The organism is Mucilaginibacter sp. P4_D1 (assembly GCF_056401935.1).
The window spans coordinates 21,143-36,069 of sequence record NZ_JBFUIJ010000056.1; the positions used below are offsets into that span (position 1 = coordinate 21,143).

Annotated in this window: 15 protein-coding genes; 10 read left to right on the plus strand and 5 right to left on the minus strand. The window is 44.0% G+C overall.

The window, feature by feature from the left end; all coding sequences use genetic code 11:
• Positions 1-107 precede the first annotated feature (107 nt).
• On the plus strand, positions 108-332 hold the full coding sequence (locus AC1DV1_RS27950; RefSeq protein ID WP_477366847.1) for a hypothetical protein: 225 nt from the start codon (positions 108-110) through the stop codon (positions 330-332).
• A 197-nt stretch (positions 333-529) separates the two neighbouring features.
• Complete coding sequence (locus AC1DV1_RS27955; RefSeq protein WP_477366850.1) at positions 530-874, plus strand: hypothetical protein; 345 nt, start codon at positions 530-532, stop codon at positions 872-874.
• A gap of 56 nt (positions 875-930) precedes the next feature.
• Here the strand turns inward: AC1DV1_RS27955 and AC1DV1_RS27960 are convergent, their stop codons facing one another.
• Entirely contained in the window at positions 931-1,845 is a 915-nt protein-coding gene (locus AC1DV1_RS27960) for an AraC family transcriptional regulator (RefSeq protein WP_477366853.1), read from the minus strand.
• Between the two features lie 95 nt (positions 1,846-1,940).
• Between AC1DV1_RS27960 and AC1DV1_RS27965 the strand changes: the two genes are divergently transcribed.
• Positions 1,941-2,306, plus strand: a complete 366-nt coding sequence (locus AC1DV1_RS27965) for a SnoaL-like domain-containing protein (protein ID WP_477366856.1) — start codon at positions 1,941-1,943, stop codon at positions 2,304-2,306.
• Positions 2,307-2,486: 180 nt separating this feature from the next.
• Here the strand turns inward: AC1DV1_RS27965 and AC1DV1_RS27970 are convergent, their stop codons facing one another.
• Positions 2,487-3,239, minus strand: a complete 753-nt coding sequence (locus tag AC1DV1_RS27970; RefSeq protein WP_477366859.1) for a hypothetical protein — start codon at positions 3,237-3,239, stop codon at positions 2,487-2,489.
• Between the two features lie 328 nt (positions 3,240-3,567).
• Here AC1DV1_RS27970 and AC1DV1_RS27975 point away from each other — a divergent pair, with 328 nt between their 5' ends.
• From AC1DV1_RS27975 to AC1DV1_RS27995, 5 genes are all read left to right on the plus strand, one after another.
• On the plus strand, positions 3,568-5,688 hold the full coding sequence (locus AC1DV1_RS27975; protein ID WP_477366862.1) for a prolyl oligopeptidase family serine peptidase: 2,121 nt from the start codon (positions 3,568-3,570) through the stop codon (positions 5,686-5,688).
• A gap of 62 nt (positions 5,689-5,750) precedes the next feature.
• Positions 5,751-6,527 (plus strand): GDSL-type esterase/lipase family protein, encoded by a 777-nt coding sequence (locus AC1DV1_RS27980; RefSeq protein WP_477366865.1) that lies wholly within the window; start codon positions 5,751-5,753, stop codon positions 6,525-6,527.
• A gap of 2 nt (positions 6,528-6,529) precedes the next feature.
• Positions 6,530-7,123 carry a hypothetical protein gene (locus AC1DV1_RS27985; RefSeq protein WP_477366868.1) on the plus strand — a complete coding sequence of 198 codons (594 nt, stop codon included), beginning with the start codon at positions 6,530-6,532 and terminating at the stop codon, positions 7,121-7,123.
• 39 nt (positions 7,124-7,162) lie between these two features.
• Positions 7,163-8,005 (plus strand): hypothetical protein, encoded by an 843-nt coding sequence (locus AC1DV1_RS27990; protein ID WP_477366871.1) that lies wholly within the window; start codon positions 7,163-7,165, stop codon positions 8,003-8,005.
• Between the two features lie 178 nt (positions 8,006-8,183).
• On the plus strand, positions 8,184-10,454 hold the full coding sequence (locus AC1DV1_RS27995) for a Tex family protein (protein WP_477366874.1): 2,271 nt from the start codon (positions 8,184-8,186) through the stop codon (positions 10,452-10,454).
• Between the two features lie 143 nt (positions 10,455-10,597).
• On the opposite strand, the gene AC1DV1_RS28000 is transcribed toward AC1DV1_RS27995, so the two are convergent.
• The gene (locus AC1DV1_RS28000) at positions 10,598-12,688 is read right to left on the minus strand and encodes a PAS domain S-box protein (RefSeq protein ID WP_477366877.1); all 2,091 of its coding nucleotides are present in this window, start codon (positions 12,686-12,688) and stop codon (positions 10,598-10,600) included.
• Between the two features lie 59 nt (positions 12,689-12,747).
• The gene (locus AC1DV1_RS28005) at positions 12,748-13,290 is read right to left on the minus strand and encodes a 5' nucleotidase, NT5C type (RefSeq protein WP_477366880.1); all 543 of its coding nucleotides are present in this window, start codon (positions 13,288-13,290) and stop codon (positions 12,748-12,750) included.
• A 221-nt stretch (positions 13,291-13,511) separates the two neighbouring features.
• Between AC1DV1_RS28005 and AC1DV1_RS28010 the strand changes: the two genes are divergently transcribed.
• Both AC1DV1_RS28010 and rimM read left to right on the plus strand, forming a co-directional pair.
• Positions 13,512-14,021, plus strand: coding sequence for a 30S ribosomal protein S16 (locus AC1DV1_RS28010; RefSeq protein ID WP_477366883.1), 510 nt, complete (start codon positions 13,512-13,514; stop codon positions 14,019-14,021).
• 127 nt (positions 14,022-14,148) lie between these two features.
• Positions 14,149-14,676, plus strand: coding sequence for a ribosome maturation factor RimM (gene rimM, locus AC1DV1_RS28015; RefSeq protein ID WP_477366885.1), 528 nt, complete (start codon positions 14,149-14,151; stop codon positions 14,674-14,676).
• A gap of 150 nt (positions 14,677-14,826) precedes the next feature.
• On the opposite strand, the gene AC1DV1_RS28020 is transcribed toward rimM, so the two are convergent.
• Positions 14,827-14,927, minus strand: a 101-nt coding sequence (locus AC1DV1_RS28020) for a transposase (RefSeq protein WP_477366891.1), incomplete at its 5' end; no start/stop codon positions are given.

Sequence of the window (14,927 nt, forward strand, 5' to 3'; positions counted from 1 at the left end):
ATATATTATTTCAGCGGATTGTAAGTTGTTTTGGCAGCTATTTATGTAGCTTTAATTTAAAACCTAATGAGTGTTAATACTGTTACTCAATAAAAATCAACCACATTATGCCACTTCCAGAAAACCCCAATCTTGACGATAACCAGGACGAAAAAGATCCAGGCAACGAATACGAACAAAACGAAGGCCAGGACACCGGTAACGAACGCCTGGATACTGACGTTGCAGATATTGCCGCTTTAGAAGCTGCCACCCGCGCCTCCGAATCGGCTTTTACCTTAAATGTTGACGATGGCTTGACGCCGGACGTTGATGAGGACGAAGAAGAATAAGCATTCGAATTACCGCAGGTGCTTTACCAGTAAGATCGAATTTAAATAAGCACGAATACTCGCAGGGTGTTTAGCAATTGTATCGAATTTCACGAATTTTGATTAGGCGCTGTTTGTGAAATTAGTGTCCTTATAATTTTTAAGTCGCCAGGCCGGTATTCGTGCTATTTCGAAACATTCGTGAAATTAGTGTTTATATGAAAAAACTGATATTAACCGCTTTGATGGCAACTGCCTTAGCAGGCACTGTAAAAGCGCAAAATAAATTCAACGCTGCTGACTTTAAGGCTGGCCTGGGCAAAACCGGCACGTTATGCGATACCGTTTACTCGCTCAAAATAGTGAGCGATACACTTACCCTGCTTAATATGGGAGGTACTTATCCGCATCAAAAATACACCATCGCCATAAAGGGTAATAAAGTAACGTTAGACCTCCCGAATATTAAGCGCAAGGCGATTTGTGTTACCGGCGTTTTCGAAATGTTTAAAGAGCAGCCCGAAGTAGTGGCCAGCCGCCCGGAGCAAATTGAAGTGCATTAGTGCAAGAATCAAGAAATTAGAATCAAGAGTTAAGAAAAAAAGCATGGCGGGAAAAATTACCGGTGAAGCTTACTTCGCCGGTAGGCCGCGGGCGTTTGCCCGGTTTTTAATTTAAATACACGGTTAAAGGCTGCCTCTGATTGATACCCCACGTTTGCCGCAATTTCGGCTACATTGTTCTTATCCATCAGTAACAACTTTTGAGCTTGTCTTATACGCCAGTTGGTAAGGTAGCTTAACGGCGTTTCGTACACTAACTTTTTAAACTGGTTAAAGAAAACAGACCGCGACATCCCAACCTCCAGTGCAAGAGAATCCAGCGTCCAATTGTTTTTGGGCGAGTCCTGCATCAGTGTCAGCGCCTTGCTGATCCTTGGGTTGTTTAATGCCGAAAGAAAACCACTTTGGGGCGCGTCCTGTTCTAAATATGCCCTGATGATATTCACGAACATAATTTCGGATAAGCACTTCAGCATTATCCTGCTCCCCGGCTTCTCGTTATTGAGTTCGTTCAGCATTAACCGTGCAACCTGCTTTACCAGCAGCTGATTTTCGGTTACATATTGCCTGATATGAATAACTGCCGGCAAATCCTTTAAAAAGGGATGTATGGCCTGGTAATCAAATTCAAAATGGCCGGCTATCAGTGTGGTTACATCGCCCCCGCTATTAAAAACAGGTATTCCCGCCCTGCGGGCCTTCACAAATTCCGGCGATGGCATACGCAGGCTTGTTGGGTTATCGGCTATCCAATGAGCACTACCATGAGGCACAAATACAAGGTCGCCTTCGTTCATTTCTATTATACGGCCTTCGGGTGTGCCAATGCTGCAACTGCCGCTCACCAACCGCCAGAATTGCGAATTGTCGTCTTTAACAATATCCAGCCCCCATGGGGCCGAAAGCGGAATTTTGCTGTAAACAACACTCCGCAGGCTGGTTGCATCTAATATTGTACTTAAAGCGTCCATTGTAAATTGATACGATTAAGCAAATATATAGCACTATTTAATGCTTTTAGTATTACATGGCAAGTTAATTTTGTATTATCAAAATCAGAAAAAAAATGACAACACAGGAATTAGCTGATAGCTACAATGAACTTTTTCAACAACGGAAAGTAACAGAAATTTACCAACAGTTGTATAGTGCCGATATAGTTTGTACCGAACCGGAACATGCTTTGGCCATGGGCGTGCCCACCGTTACTAAGGGTATTGAGGCGGTTTTGGCAAAATCAAAAGCCAGGCAGGAACTTATAGCCGAAGTACACAGCTTTTTTTGCAGCCAGCCAGTGGTGGGCGGCAACTTTTTTAGCGTAGCCATGGGCCGGGACATGACGCTGAAAAATGGCCAAAGGCTACAATTGGCAGAAATAGCCGTTTTTGGCGTAAAGGATGATAAGATAATATCCGAAACGTTTTTTTATTAAATCGCCGGGTTTTTCGCGCCAAGACGCCAGGACGCAAAGCAAATATGAATTTTTAAATGAAAAAAGGGATGTCTCAAGCTAATGAAACATCCCTTTTTACTTTGTCTTGATTCTTGACTCTTAATTCTTGACTCTTCTTTATTTTGTCTTAATTCTTGACTCTAATCTCTTGATTCTTCTTTAAAACTCTTTATATAAACCAAAAATGGCCTGTCCCTCGGTCATGGCCTGGTTAGTAACCGTGCGGCCCAATACAAGGGGACGGTCGGTGTAAGTGATTTTTGGTCCGGCAGAGTTAACATAGTTAGCTTTCAGGAATAAACCCCATCCTGCGCCTGTATTTAAGCGGATGGCCGCGCTGCCGCCATAAGCAAAAGCAAATTTAGTTGAACTATGTTGAAAAAACTCGCCTGTTTGCGCATCAACCCCCTGTATCTGCACAGCAACGGTAGGTGTGGCGAAGCTTTTTATTGCGCCGGCAGAAGCTCTGAAGTCGAACGAAAATGCATGCCATACAACGGTGTATTGCGGGCCCAATAATATATTAAGGCTGCGGTAGCGTTTGTTGGCAGTAACTATCGATCCATCGGCTACATAACTGTCCGTATACCCCTGCGAAATCTTTTGGTCATCATCATAAGTTAGGTTACCCTGGTCCTGGTAGGTTACAGTATATCCTAATGCTGCGCGCTTAAAAAAGTAATGTGCACCATCTAAAGAATATACCAGGCCTTTTTTGGCAAAACCCGATTTGTTGTTGCTGTAATCGGTTGATTTAAAATCGCCATAAGGCCTTGACTGGCCAAATCCCAGGCTTAAATAACTTTTAGATTTTTCGGAAACCGTTTCGTCATCCTGCACATCCTGCGCCTTTGATTTAAATGCCATCAGCATAAAAAAAGCTGCAGCCAATAATGTAAAAGTTTGTTTCATGTTGTAATAGTCCTAATAAAATAAATCTGGTTTGCCAAAACCCTGCTTATTTGGTTTAGCAAACGCCTAAAAAAATGCATTATTATAGCCAATGGCACTTATGTTAAAAAACGGGCATCAGCAGATAATATACACGCCATATTCGCGCAAACGCGGTTAAGGCAACAGCTACAGCCGCTTTTAGTTACAGGGCGCTAATATAGCTTGCCCCGGTCAATTAAACAGCAGCAAAGGGCAAAATTAACAACTTTTAACCTTTAATGGCCTAAATCATTTGTGCCCGTGTTGTGCAAATCACTATCTTTAGTTCCCTGTAATTTAAATGGAGATGAAAAGAACACCCTGCTTACTTGCATTAGCTGTTTTATTTTACGGCTATTCCCACGCGCAACAAATGACTATTAAAACACTACCATATCCCAAAACAAAAAAGGTTGATACCGTTGATACATACTTTGGTACCCAGGTGCCCGACCCCTACCGCTGGCTGGAAAACGACCAGGCGCCGGATACAAAGGCATGGGTAAAAGACGAAAATAAAGTTACCCAGGATTACCTGAAGCAGATACCCTATCGCGAAGACATCCGCAAACGGTTGGAAACATTGTGGAACTACGAGAAATACAGCGCTCCTTTTAAAGAGGGGCAGTACACTTATTTTTATAAAAACGACGGACTGCAAAGCCAGGCGGTTTTATACAGGCAAATTGGCGATAGTGGCAAGCCCGAGGTATTTTTAGATCCTAATAAATTTTCGGCCGATGGCACTACATCTTTACAGGGTATAGATTTTACCAAAAACGGCGATCTGGCAGCCTACCAGATCTCGGAGGGCGGATCGGACTGGCGCAAGGTTATTGTGATAAAAACCAGCGATAAAAGTGTAGTTGGTGATACCCTTATTGATGTAAAATTTAGCGGCCTGGCCTGGAAAGGCACCGATGGTTTTTATTACAGCAGCTATGACAAGCCAAAAGCAGGCAGCCAGCTTTCTGGCCTAACACAGTACCACAAGTTATTTTACCACAAACTGGGCACGCCGCAAAGTACCGATAAGCTGATATTTGGCGGCGAGAAAACCAAACGCCGCTACATTGGCGCTTACCTTACCGAGGATGAACGCTTTTTGGTGATAACCGCTGCCACATCAACCACCGGCAATGAGTTGTACATTCAGGATTTGAGCAAGGCCGATAGCCCTATAGTTACCGTAGTTGATAATTTTGATAACCAGCATAATGTATTGGACAATGTGGGCAGCAAGCTGTATATCCTGACCAATATTTATTCGCCAAATTTTAAAATAGTTACCGTTGATGCCGCAACTCCTGGCGTAACCCATTGGAAGGATTTGATACCCGAAACAAAAAATGTTTTAACGACAAGTACTGCCGGGGGCAAAATTTTTGCCGAATACCTGAAAGATGCCACCTCCTTTGTACAACAATACAGTATGGATGGCAAGCTGGAACGAACCATCACCCTACCATCGGTTGGTACTGCGGGTGGCTTTGCAGCCAAAAAAGAGGACAAGGAAACCTATTATACTTTTACCAGCTACATATACCCGCCAACTATTTTTAAGCTGGATATAGCTACCGGGCAATCAAGTATCTATAAAAAATCGGGCGTACAGTTTGATCCCGAACAGTACGAATCGAAACAGGTGTTTTACGCATCGAAGGATAAAACCAAAATCCCGATGATCATCACCTATAAAAAAGGTACGGTGCTAAATGGCCAGAATCCTTTAATGTTATATGCCTATGGCGGTTTCGGCGTGAGTTTAACTCCGGCGTTCAGCACGTCGAATATTATATTGTTAGAGCATGGCGGTATTTACGCGGTGCCAAATTTGCGCGGGGGTGGCGAGTACGGCGAAACCTGGCATAAAAAGGGCATCAAAATGAAAAAACAAAACGTTTTTGACGATTTTATTGCAGCTGCCGAATACCTTATCAAAAACAAATACACGTCTAAAGAGCACCTGGCGGTGTCCGGCGGCTCAAACGGTGGCCTGCTCATCGGGGCTATGCTTACCCAGCGGCCCGATTTGTTTAAGGTAGCTTTCCCGGCCGTAGGCGTTATGGATATGCTGCGTTACAATAAATTTACAGCCGGAGCGGGCTGGAGCTATGATTATGGCACAGCAGAAGACTCGAAGGAAATGTTTGACTACTTGTACAAATACTCGCCCTACCACGCCCTTACGCCACGTGAATACCCGGCAACAATGGTTACCACGGCCGACCATGACGACCGTGTTGTACCGGCCCATTCCTTTAAGTTTGGCTCGCGGCTGCAGGAATATCAAAAAGGCCCCGAGCCGGTACTTATTCGCATTGAAACCAACGCCGGTCATGGTGCAGGCCAATCCACTGCGCAGGTAATAAGCGGGCAGGTTGATAAATGGGTCTTTATGTTTTGGAACTTAGGCGTGAGGTGGTAGTTCATTGGTTCATTGGTGAAGAGTTGGAAGAAGCCCTGGTGGCATTTGAGGTAAATTAATATATGAAGCGTTATTTTTTGTTTGTCGCCGTTTTTCTATTTAGAGGATCGTTCTGTTTTGCCCAAGATAAAAAGCCCAACCTTAACATTGTATTTATTGGTAACAGTATAACACAGGGCGTTCAGCTGGCTACGCCTGAAGATGCCCCGCCGGCTACGGCTATTGCGTATCTGCGTCAACAAAAAGATTTAGGCGCCGTTGAGTTTAGCAACCAGGGCCACAGCGGCTACACCACCCTTGATTTTTTGCCGGGAACTAACACCTTTACCAAAGTAGAGGAAGCGGCCGGTGCATTTACTGATAAAAATGCGTTACTGATATTTTCGGTTAAGCTGGGCACTAATGATAGCGCCATCCAGGGGCCTCATGGTGCGCCCGTATCTCCAGACGATTATATCCAAAATGTAAAAACCATTATCGATAAATTGCTTACGGATTTCCCGGCGGCTGTTGTCATATTACAGCACCCCACTTGGTACAGCCCCAACACCCAAAACGGAGCCAGGTACCTGCAGGAGGGGCTATCGAGATTACAAAGTTATGTGCCTAAATTAGATAGCCTTACCCAAAGCTACGGCGCCATTAATCCTAAACATGTTTTTACCGGCGATAAAAAAGCATTCAAATATTTTAAGAAACGTCACCTTACGTTGCTGATTCCCGAAAATGGGAAGCAAGGTATATTTTACCTGCATCCCAATAAAGCGGGAGCCATTGCTTTGGGCGAATTTTGGGGTAAGGCGATTGAAAAAGTAGTAAGGAAAAACTTTGAGGAATAGGTATGATAAAAAAGGTTTCGCGGAAGCGCTTTTTGAAAAACTATCCAAACTTTGCGGTGGCGAGCCCGTACCGCGATAAATATTTCTTCCCCGAAACGTACAACAGTTATATACTTTATGCCGAAAGCCGGTCGACCATAGGCTTGTGCAACAATGTTTCGGCCGGAACTACTGCCTTAATCAAAGGCATGGGTTTTCAGGAGATGTTCTTTTTAGGCGATACCACATCGCCATGGCTATTTCGTGATCATGATTATAAGCCCGTTAAGCAAGGTTTGGATTATTTGGTTCAACAGAATATTAGTAAAAGCTTTAACGGGGCTATTAACGTTAATAAAATTGACTTTTCTGTTTTTTTGAAGCACCTGTTTTGGTTGGTGCGATGTAACGGCGTAGTATTTTCCCCGCATTTTAGTGACGCGCAATTTAACGTTATCATGAGTATATGCCAGTACGGCAATATTCACCTGAGTACTTTAAATGAAACAACCGACCAATTGTTAAACACCTCGGTTTTAAGTACCGGGCTAAAGTTTTTAAAGGAAGAAAGATGTACCAGCTATAAAATTCCACATCGGATTAGTACTTATGTATAAATGCTGAGGCTTAAATATATCGTTTTAGTGTACCGTACCATGAGTTGCCGAAAATCCATCATTTACATTATTGCCATATGCCTCCTTATTTTTGCGTGCAAACCAAAGCCGGCAGATCATATATCTTCATTAACACCTCCAGTCGGGCCACAAATTAAAAACATATTCTACACTAACCCCTCGTTTAAAGTAATCCATGTTTTTGTTGCCTTATGCGATAATAAATACCAGGGGATAGTACCCGTACCGCCCAAAATAGGCAACGGACAAGATCCCGAAACCAATTTGTACTGGGGATGCGATAACGGCGTGCGCACCTATTTTAAACGAAGCAAAGATTGGCAGCTGGTTAAAAAACAAAAGGGCAAAAAGATGATCATGGAGCGGCTGATATTTAAACACCGCACCCAAAACGTTTTCCTGGTTGCCGATGCCTGGGACGGGCAAGCCATTGAAAAAACAATCGAGGACTTTTTGTTTAGTTGTGCCGGGCAGTTAAAGGATACCATTCGTTATAAAAAACAAGTGATAGGAATTGATGGCAACGCCCAATTACTGGCTTATATAGGGCACGATGGGCTGATGGATTTCGGGCTGCCTAATAAGTTTAAAAACGTTGATGGCAAAACCCGGGATTGTATAATACTGGCCTGCATCAGCAAAAAATACTTTAGCGGCTTTATTAACCAGGCCAAAGCTAACCCCCTGGTTTGGACAACCGGCCTGATGTGTCCCGAGGCCTACACTTTACACGATGCCATTGCCGGGTACATTAAAAATGAATCAAATGAAGCAATCAGGACAAGAGCCGTATCTGCCTACGTAAAGTATCAAAAATGCAGCGTGAATGCCGCAACCAATTTATTGGTATCGGGCTGGTGACTTTTTTTACTTCGCAAGCTCGATCGCTATTTAAACACAAGGCTCTTCGCCGGTTTATGCTTTGAAGTTGTTGCATCCCGCCTTTTACCTTTCACCCTTAACCTTTCCCCTATTTGTTAACAATCTTTTTTTGAATTGTAAGGCTATTCTCTCAACTTCGCAGTCCGAAATTTGATGTATGATATCGCATTCTAAAAAAATAGCTTCCGAGCTTTCCATATCCGAAAAACAGGTAAGTGCAACAATGGCATTACTTGATGAAGGAGCAACTGTACCGTTTATTTCCCGCTACCGCAAAGAGGTTACCGGCACGCTCGACGAGGTGCAGGTGGCCGAGATACGTGACCGCGCCCAGCAACTGCGCGACCTGGATAAACGCCGCGAAGCGATCCTGAAGTCGCTTACCGATATGGGCAAACTAACGCCCGAACTGGAAAAACAAATAAACGAAGCCGAAACCATGGTTTCGCTGGAGGATATCTACCTGCCCTATCGCCCCAAACGCAAAACCCGCGCTACCGCGGCCCGCGAGAAAGGTTTACAACCCCTGGCCGATTTGCTGCTGGAACAACGCAAAGCCGACCTGCAAACAGAAGCCGCTGTCTTTATTGATGCCGAAAAAGGCGTTAACAGTATTGAAGAAGCATTGGCCGGCGCAAGGGACATTATTGCCGAAACCATTAGCGAAAATGCCGAAGTGCGAACCCGCATTCGCGAGCTTTTTATAGAGAAAGGTACTTTTCAATCCAAAGTAATTGATGGTAAAGAGGTAGAAGGTATTAAGTATAAAGATTATTTTGACTGGACCGAACCGGTAAAGTCGGCCCCGTCGCACCGCATATTGGCCATGCGCCGCGGCGAGAAGGAGGAAATTCTTTGGCTGGATATAAAACCAGTGGAAGAAGAAGCCATTGCCGCGCTGGAAGATAGCCTTGTAAAGGCTAACAACCCATCTGCCGACCAGGTGAAACAAGCCATTGCCGATGGTTACAAACGCCTGCTGAAGCCATCGATGGAAACAGAAGTACGCCTGTTTACCAAAAAGAAAGCCGATGAAGAAGCTATCCGTGTATTTGCCGAAAATGCACGTCAGTTGCTTTTAAGTGCTCCGCTTGGCCAAAAACGGGTTATGGCTATTGACCCTGGTTTCCGTACCGGCTGTAAGCTGGTTTGTTTGGATGAACAGGGTAAATTATTGGAGAATACCGCTATTTACCCGCATACCGGGGCCGGGCAGGCGCGTGAGGCAGAAAAGACAGTTCAGCATTTATTTGATAGGTATAAGATTGAGGCCATAGCCATAGGCAACGGTACCGCCGGCCGTGAAACGGAGCTCTTTGTGCGTAACCTTAACCTGCCCGGTGTGGCTATTGTAATGGTGAACGAAAGTGGAGCTTCTATCTACTCTGCATCTGATGTAGCCAGGGAAGAGTTTCCGGATAAAGATATTACCGTAAGGGGCGCCGTATCTATAGGTCGCCGTTTGATGGATCCGTTGGCCGAGTTGGTGAAGATTGACCCAAAATCAATCGGTGTAGGCCAATACCAGCATGATGTGGATCAGAATAAGCTGCAAACCTCGCTGGATGATACCGTGATGAGTTGCGTGAATGCGGTTGGTGTAGAACTGAACACCGCTTCAAAGCAAATTTTAGCCTATGTATCGGGCCTGGGCCCACAGCTGGCACAAAACATTGTGGATTACCGCGACCAGAACGGGGCTTTTAAACGCCGCGATCAGCTTAAAAAAGTACCCCGCCTGGGCGAAAAAGCGTTTGAACAAGCGGCAGGTTTCCTGCGCATCCACCATGCCGAAAACCCGCTGGATTCAAGTGCGGTACACCCCGAACGCTATAGCTTGCTGGAGCAAATTGCTAAAGACATGAAGTGCACAGTGAAAGATTTGATGGGCGATGCCGCTATCCGCAGAAGCATTCCGCTGCAAAAATATACATCGGAAACAGTGGGATTACCAACGTTGAACGATATTATGGCCGAGCTGGCCAAACCCGGTCGCGACCCGCGCGAACAGTTTGAAGCCTTTAGCTTTACCGATGGTGTAAATGCAATTGGCGACCTTAAAGTGGGCATGAAGCTACCCGGCATCGTCACCAACATTACCAACTTTGGCGCCTTTGTTGATATCGGCGTTCACCAGGACGGATTGGTACACCTAAGCCAGATTACCAACCGCTTTATTAAAGATCCTAACGAAGTGTTGAAAGTTCACCAGAAGGTTGAAGTAACCGTAACCGAGGTTGACGTTAACCGCAAGCGGATTGCCTTATCGATGAAAGAAAACGATAAAAGCGAGCCAACGGCCAGAAGGAATGATGACAGAAGACCGGCCGGCGGAAACAACAAGCCCAATTTCAACAGGAAACCACAGGAAGCCCCAGAGACGGACATCGCCATTAAACTGGCGGCATTAAAAAACAAGTTTAAGTAAAGCAGTCTTCCCCCCTTTTTGCTGTTTCGCGACAGCAAAAAGGGCTTTTAAAGTAAAAGCCAGGAGAGGGAGCTACCGCGAGTAGCCATTAGGGAATTTGTCGCGTTTGAGATAACCAGGTTAGTGCAATTCAATTTAAGAACTTAGCCGTGGCTGGTAAAAGTACTATCTACAATTAAGCGGATAACGTCATCAATTTCGGCACTTACGGTGAACAGGTGCTGAATGATTTGTTCGTTTTCGGGGTTAAAAAAGTTTTCTTTATCCATGATGCTGATCAATCCCATCATACTGGCAACAGGCCGCCTTATTTCATGCGAACTGAGCGAGGCAATATTTCGTAAGCGCTCGTTTTGATCAATCAGTTCCTGTTCAATTTTAAGGCGCCGGGTAATATCGCGGGCAAAACAACCTACTCCAATGATATCGCCCCGTTGCGTATAAATGGGGTTGAAGCTTACCTCAAAATATAATGGGGTTTTTGTTTGCCGATCAATGCTTTCATTAGTGATGGTGTATTGTTCGCCAAGTAAGGCCCGCGAATAATAGGCTATCCACTGTTTGTGTATCTCGTCGCTATAGCCTTTATTCAGGTATGAATGCTCCCCGGCCATAGGTTCAACCCCGGTTAAATGTGTTGTTTCCCTGATGTAAGCATCATTCATATATACATACCGCATCTCCCTATCAACCGACCAGATGTGGTCATGCGTGTTGTTTATCAGGGCCTCTAAGCTTGTTTTTGTCCAATGGGCTTCTTCCTGGGCCCTGCGCTCATCGCTGATATCTTTAACGTATATGGTAATGCCTTCGGCAGATGGGTAGGCCGATGTGCTTAGCCACTTGTCAATCGGTTCAAAATATTCGGTAAACTTTACGCTCTCGCGCTTTTCAATCATCTCATAATATGCCTTGCCAAAGCCCGAATCCATAATTTCGGGGTATACATCCCAAAGCACATTGCCCAGCATTTCCTCCCGCGGGGTGTTGGTCATTTTTTCGAATGCCGAGTTTACCTTAACAAACCGCCATTCATTATCGATAATAAAAAACGAATCGGTTATACTTTCAATAAAAGCATCCAGCTTTTCGGCGGCCTCTTTTATTTCCTGTTCAATTTTAAGTTTGGCGGTAATATCCTGGCCTATTCCCTGTACCTCGCATACCTGGCCGCTATCGTTGGTAATAGAAATAAACTCCCAATCGGTATCATGAAGCCCGCCCCATACATCCGGTTTTTTGTGCAGCAATTTTACAATTTTGCCGGGGTTGCTTACACAATTAACAAATGCCTCTTCGCACAAATGCAGTTCCTGCGGTATAGTGGTAATTGAAAAATGTTGTCCTATCAGTTCGATTGCATTGTAACCAAAGGTTTTTAAAAACTGTTTGTTAACAAAACTATAGCACCCCTTAGTATCTATCCTTATCAAGAAATTGGTTTGCGAATCAATCAGCGAGCTTAAAAACTGCTCGCGGCGCCTGGCTTCGTCCTGGTATTGCAGCTTGGGGGTAACATCGGTAGCAATTGATAAAATGCAATTGCGCCCTTTATGCTTTATACCAAACCAGTTAACGTCGGCATAAATAATTTGGCCGTTTTTGTTTGAATGCTTCCATATACCTGCCCGGTTAAAATCGTCGGCGCTTATTTCAAAGTTTTCATTTTCGCTTAAATATGTTTTTAAGCTCCCAATTTCCTCCGGCGGGCGTATGTCGCTAAGCGTCAATAATAAAAACTCATCTTCGGTGTAGCCATAATGCACTATAGCAGCATGGTTAACTTTTAAAAAACGTAGTGTTTGTTTATCAACTATCCATACCGGGTTGGCGTTTTTGTAAAACAAATCGCTAAAAAGGCTATCCTCTGTGGCATCGCTGGCGGTAAGCTGTGTTTGCGCGCTAATGGTGCTTACTAAAACTTTATGATTGGTAGTCTCGTCAATTACAAGGCTCTTTTTATCAACAATGCCCCTAGTTGTGTTTTGCGGTGTATTAATAAGGTAAGTAAGTTCAACCGAGTCATTTATACCCAGGCTGGCAACCGCAGTTTCTATGTCCTCACGCTGCGTTTCGCTTATCATATCCGGCCACAGCCTGTTGTTGCCAAGCAGCTGCGCAGCGGTAATGCCTAAAATATTAATTATAGCCGGGCTAATGAAAAGGTATCTCTGTTCATCGGTATCAAAAATAATTATACAATCGATTGTGGCAGCGTAGATATGGTTCGGCATGCTTGAAATAGCCTCTGGCTTATTGTATAAAGTTAATGTATTTATATTAAAGTAATTAACTATCTATTCAATAATTTATCGGCAACATCCTGCCAGTTGTTTACCCTTTCAAAACCATCAATCAGCACGTTATGCGGCGATGTATACAACAGTTTGCGCCCGTTAAAAGTTACAAAGTTTTTAATGCGGTCGTCAATCATAATATCAACATCCAGTATTTTGTGCCCGCAAAAAATAATGTTCGTCCATGATATAAAGGGGAAGTGTTCCTCCAGCCAGGCCTGCTTATCCTCCAGCGAATACTTAAACTCCATAGCTGCCGATGCTATGTATACATCGTAACGTTCCATAAGTGCTTTTACTACCTCTTGGCTTCCGGGCATTACTTTAATATCCCTGAAAAAACCGCGCTCGTTAACATAAGGCCTTACTGTGCTGCTCAGGTGCGGCGGCAGGGCCTGCCCAATTTCCATGCCGTGCATATCGGCCAATATTACCTCATGGCTGTGGCGCTGTTTATACAGTTCAATAAATTTATCAATGGTATCTGCCAATACCTCGTCCATGTCAATGGCAATGCGTGGTTTCCGGGTGATGCTCATGCCGGTAATTTGCAAAATTTAAAGTGTGAAATCAAATGTGCGATAATAATATTCAGTAGCCCAATGTTGCTGCTGCATGTTGCTGATTGGCAGTAATTTGCCCTCATTCGTGCAATTGGGAAAAATTCGTGCAATTCGTGTTTTTTTCTTCATAATAATTTATACCTTTGCATCCCCGCAGAAAGTACTCCGGGGACATGTTGAATACATAAAATAAAGAAATGGCAACTAAAATCAGACTGCAAAGACACGGTAAAAAAGGAAAACCTTTTTACTACATCGTAGTAGCAGATGCCCGCGCTCCACGCGACGGTCGTTTTATTGAGCGTTTAGGTTCATACAACCCAAACACCAACCCTGCAACTATCGACATTAACTTCGACAAAACTTTAGAGTGGGTTAACACTGGTGCCCAGCCTACCGATACTTGTCGTGCTATCCTTTCTTACAAAGGTGTGCTGTACAAAAAACACTTAGAAGGTGGTGTTAAAAAAGGCGCTTTAACTGAAGAACAAGCTGCAGAGAAATTTGCTGCCTGGACCGATGCTAAAGAAGGCAAAATCACCGGCAAAAAAACCAGCCTGGTAACTGCAAAAGACGAAGCCCGTAAATTGGCTTTGGCTGCTGAGGCTAAAAAGAAGGAAGAAAAAGCTGCTGCAATAGCTGCTAAAAATGCTCCTGTTGCCGAAGAAGTTGCTGCTGAAGAAGCTCCGGCTGAAGACGCAGAATAATTTTTAAGCGAAAATCAAGAATTAAGAGTCAGGAATCAAGACAGCTGCAAAGCTTCATTAATGATTTTAACTCAATGATCAACAATGGCGAAGCGAAAACTTCGCCATTGTTATTTAACAACATTTTATGAAAACCGAAGATTGTTTCAGGGTTGGAATCATACTGAAAACCAAGGGCCTTAAGGGCGAAATGCAGATATATGTAGATTTTGATAGCCTGGATGCTATTAAATTTGACGCCCTTTTTATTGATATGGCCGGCAAAATGATCCCTTATTTTGTACAATCTATCAAGTACCTGCAAAAAAGCAATGCCTACTTGTTTTTAGAAGATGTGGATACCATCGAAAAAGCAAGCCTGCTGGTAAAACGCGACCTGTACCTGCCCAACAAACTGAAACCTAAAAAGAAAAAAGCCGAATTTACCCTGAACGATGTAGAAGGTTTTATGGCTATCGACGAAACCCACGGCGAACTTGGCGAAATAACCCAGGTGCAGGAATATCCGCAGCAACTGATAGCTACGGTGATGTTTAAAGGAAAAGAGGTGCTTTTTCCGCTAAATGTCGAGATCATTAAAGGGATTGATATCGAGGCCAGCGAAATTTACATCGATTTGCCCGAGGGGTTGCTGGATGTTTATTTGGAGGGATAGATCCTCGTGTAAGAAATAAAGAGGCCGTATCATAAATCAAATGATGCGGTCTTTTTATTTTACGGCGGATAAATCGATTTCAAGTAGTTTTTTGATGTTGATTTCGAACTAACGAATATTATTGATTAAGAACGAGTGAAAAGAAGGCCTTTAGGCAGCTTTTTTTCTTAGGTTTTGTGCGATTGAAAGTAAGCCCCATTCTATCGCTACTTTTTCTTTCCCACGGAGCATGAAGCGTCGGAACCCGTGGT

Excerpts from the sequence above, each read along its gene's own strand:
- AC1DV1_RS27950 (WP_477366847.1), top strand. The coding sequence starts at position 108 with ATGCCACTTCCAGAAAACCCCAATCTTGACGATAACCAGGACGAAAAA.
- AC1DV1_RS27955 (WP_477366850.1), top strand. The coding sequence starts at position 530 with ATGAAAAAACTGATATTAACCGCTTTGATGGCAACTGCCTTAGCAGGC.
- AC1DV1_RS27960 (WP_477366853.1), bottom strand. The coding sequence starts at position 1,845 with ATGGACGCTTTAAGTACAATATTAGATGCAACCAGCCTGCGGAGTGTT.
- AC1DV1_RS27965 (WP_477366856.1), top strand. The coding sequence starts at position 1,941 with ATGACAACACAGGAATTAGCTGATAGCTACAATGAACTTTTTCAACAA.
- AC1DV1_RS27970 (WP_477366859.1), bottom strand. The coding sequence starts at position 3,239 with ATGAAACAAACTTTTACATTATTGGCTGCAGCTTTTTTTATGCTGATG.
- AC1DV1_RS27975 (WP_477366862.1), top strand. The coding sequence starts at position 3,568 with ATGAAAAGAACACCCTGCTTACTTGCATTAGCTGTTTTATTTTACGGC.
- AC1DV1_RS27980 (WP_477366865.1), top strand. The coding sequence starts at position 5,751 with ATGAAGCGTTATTTTTTGTTTGTCGCCGTTTTTCTATTTAGAGGATCG.
- AC1DV1_RS27985 (WP_477366868.1), top strand. The coding sequence starts at position 6,530 with ATGATAAAAAAGGTTTCGCGGAAGCGCTTTTTGAAAAACTATCCAAAC.
- AC1DV1_RS27990 (WP_477366871.1), top strand. The coding sequence starts at position 7,163 with ATGAGTTGCCGAAAATCCATCATTTACATTATTGCCATATGCCTCCTT.
- AC1DV1_RS27995 (WP_477366874.1), top strand. The coding sequence starts at position 8,184 with ATGATATCGCATTCTAAAAAAATAGCTTCCGAGCTTTCCATATCCGAA.
- AC1DV1_RS28000 (WP_477366877.1), bottom strand. The coding sequence starts at position 12,688 with ATGCCGAACCATATCTACGCTGCCACAATCGATTGTATAATTATTTTT.
- AC1DV1_RS28005 (WP_477366880.1), bottom strand. The coding sequence starts at position 13,290 with ATGAGCATCACCCGGAAACCACGCATTGCCATTGACATGGACGAGGTA.
- AC1DV1_RS28010 (WP_477366883.1), top strand. The coding sequence starts at position 13,512 with ATGGCAACTAAAATCAGACTGCAAAGACACGGTAAAAAAGGAAAACCT.
- rimM (WP_477366885.1), top strand. The coding sequence starts at position 14,149 with ATGAAAACCGAAGATTGTTTCAGGGTTGGAATCATACTGAAAACCAAG.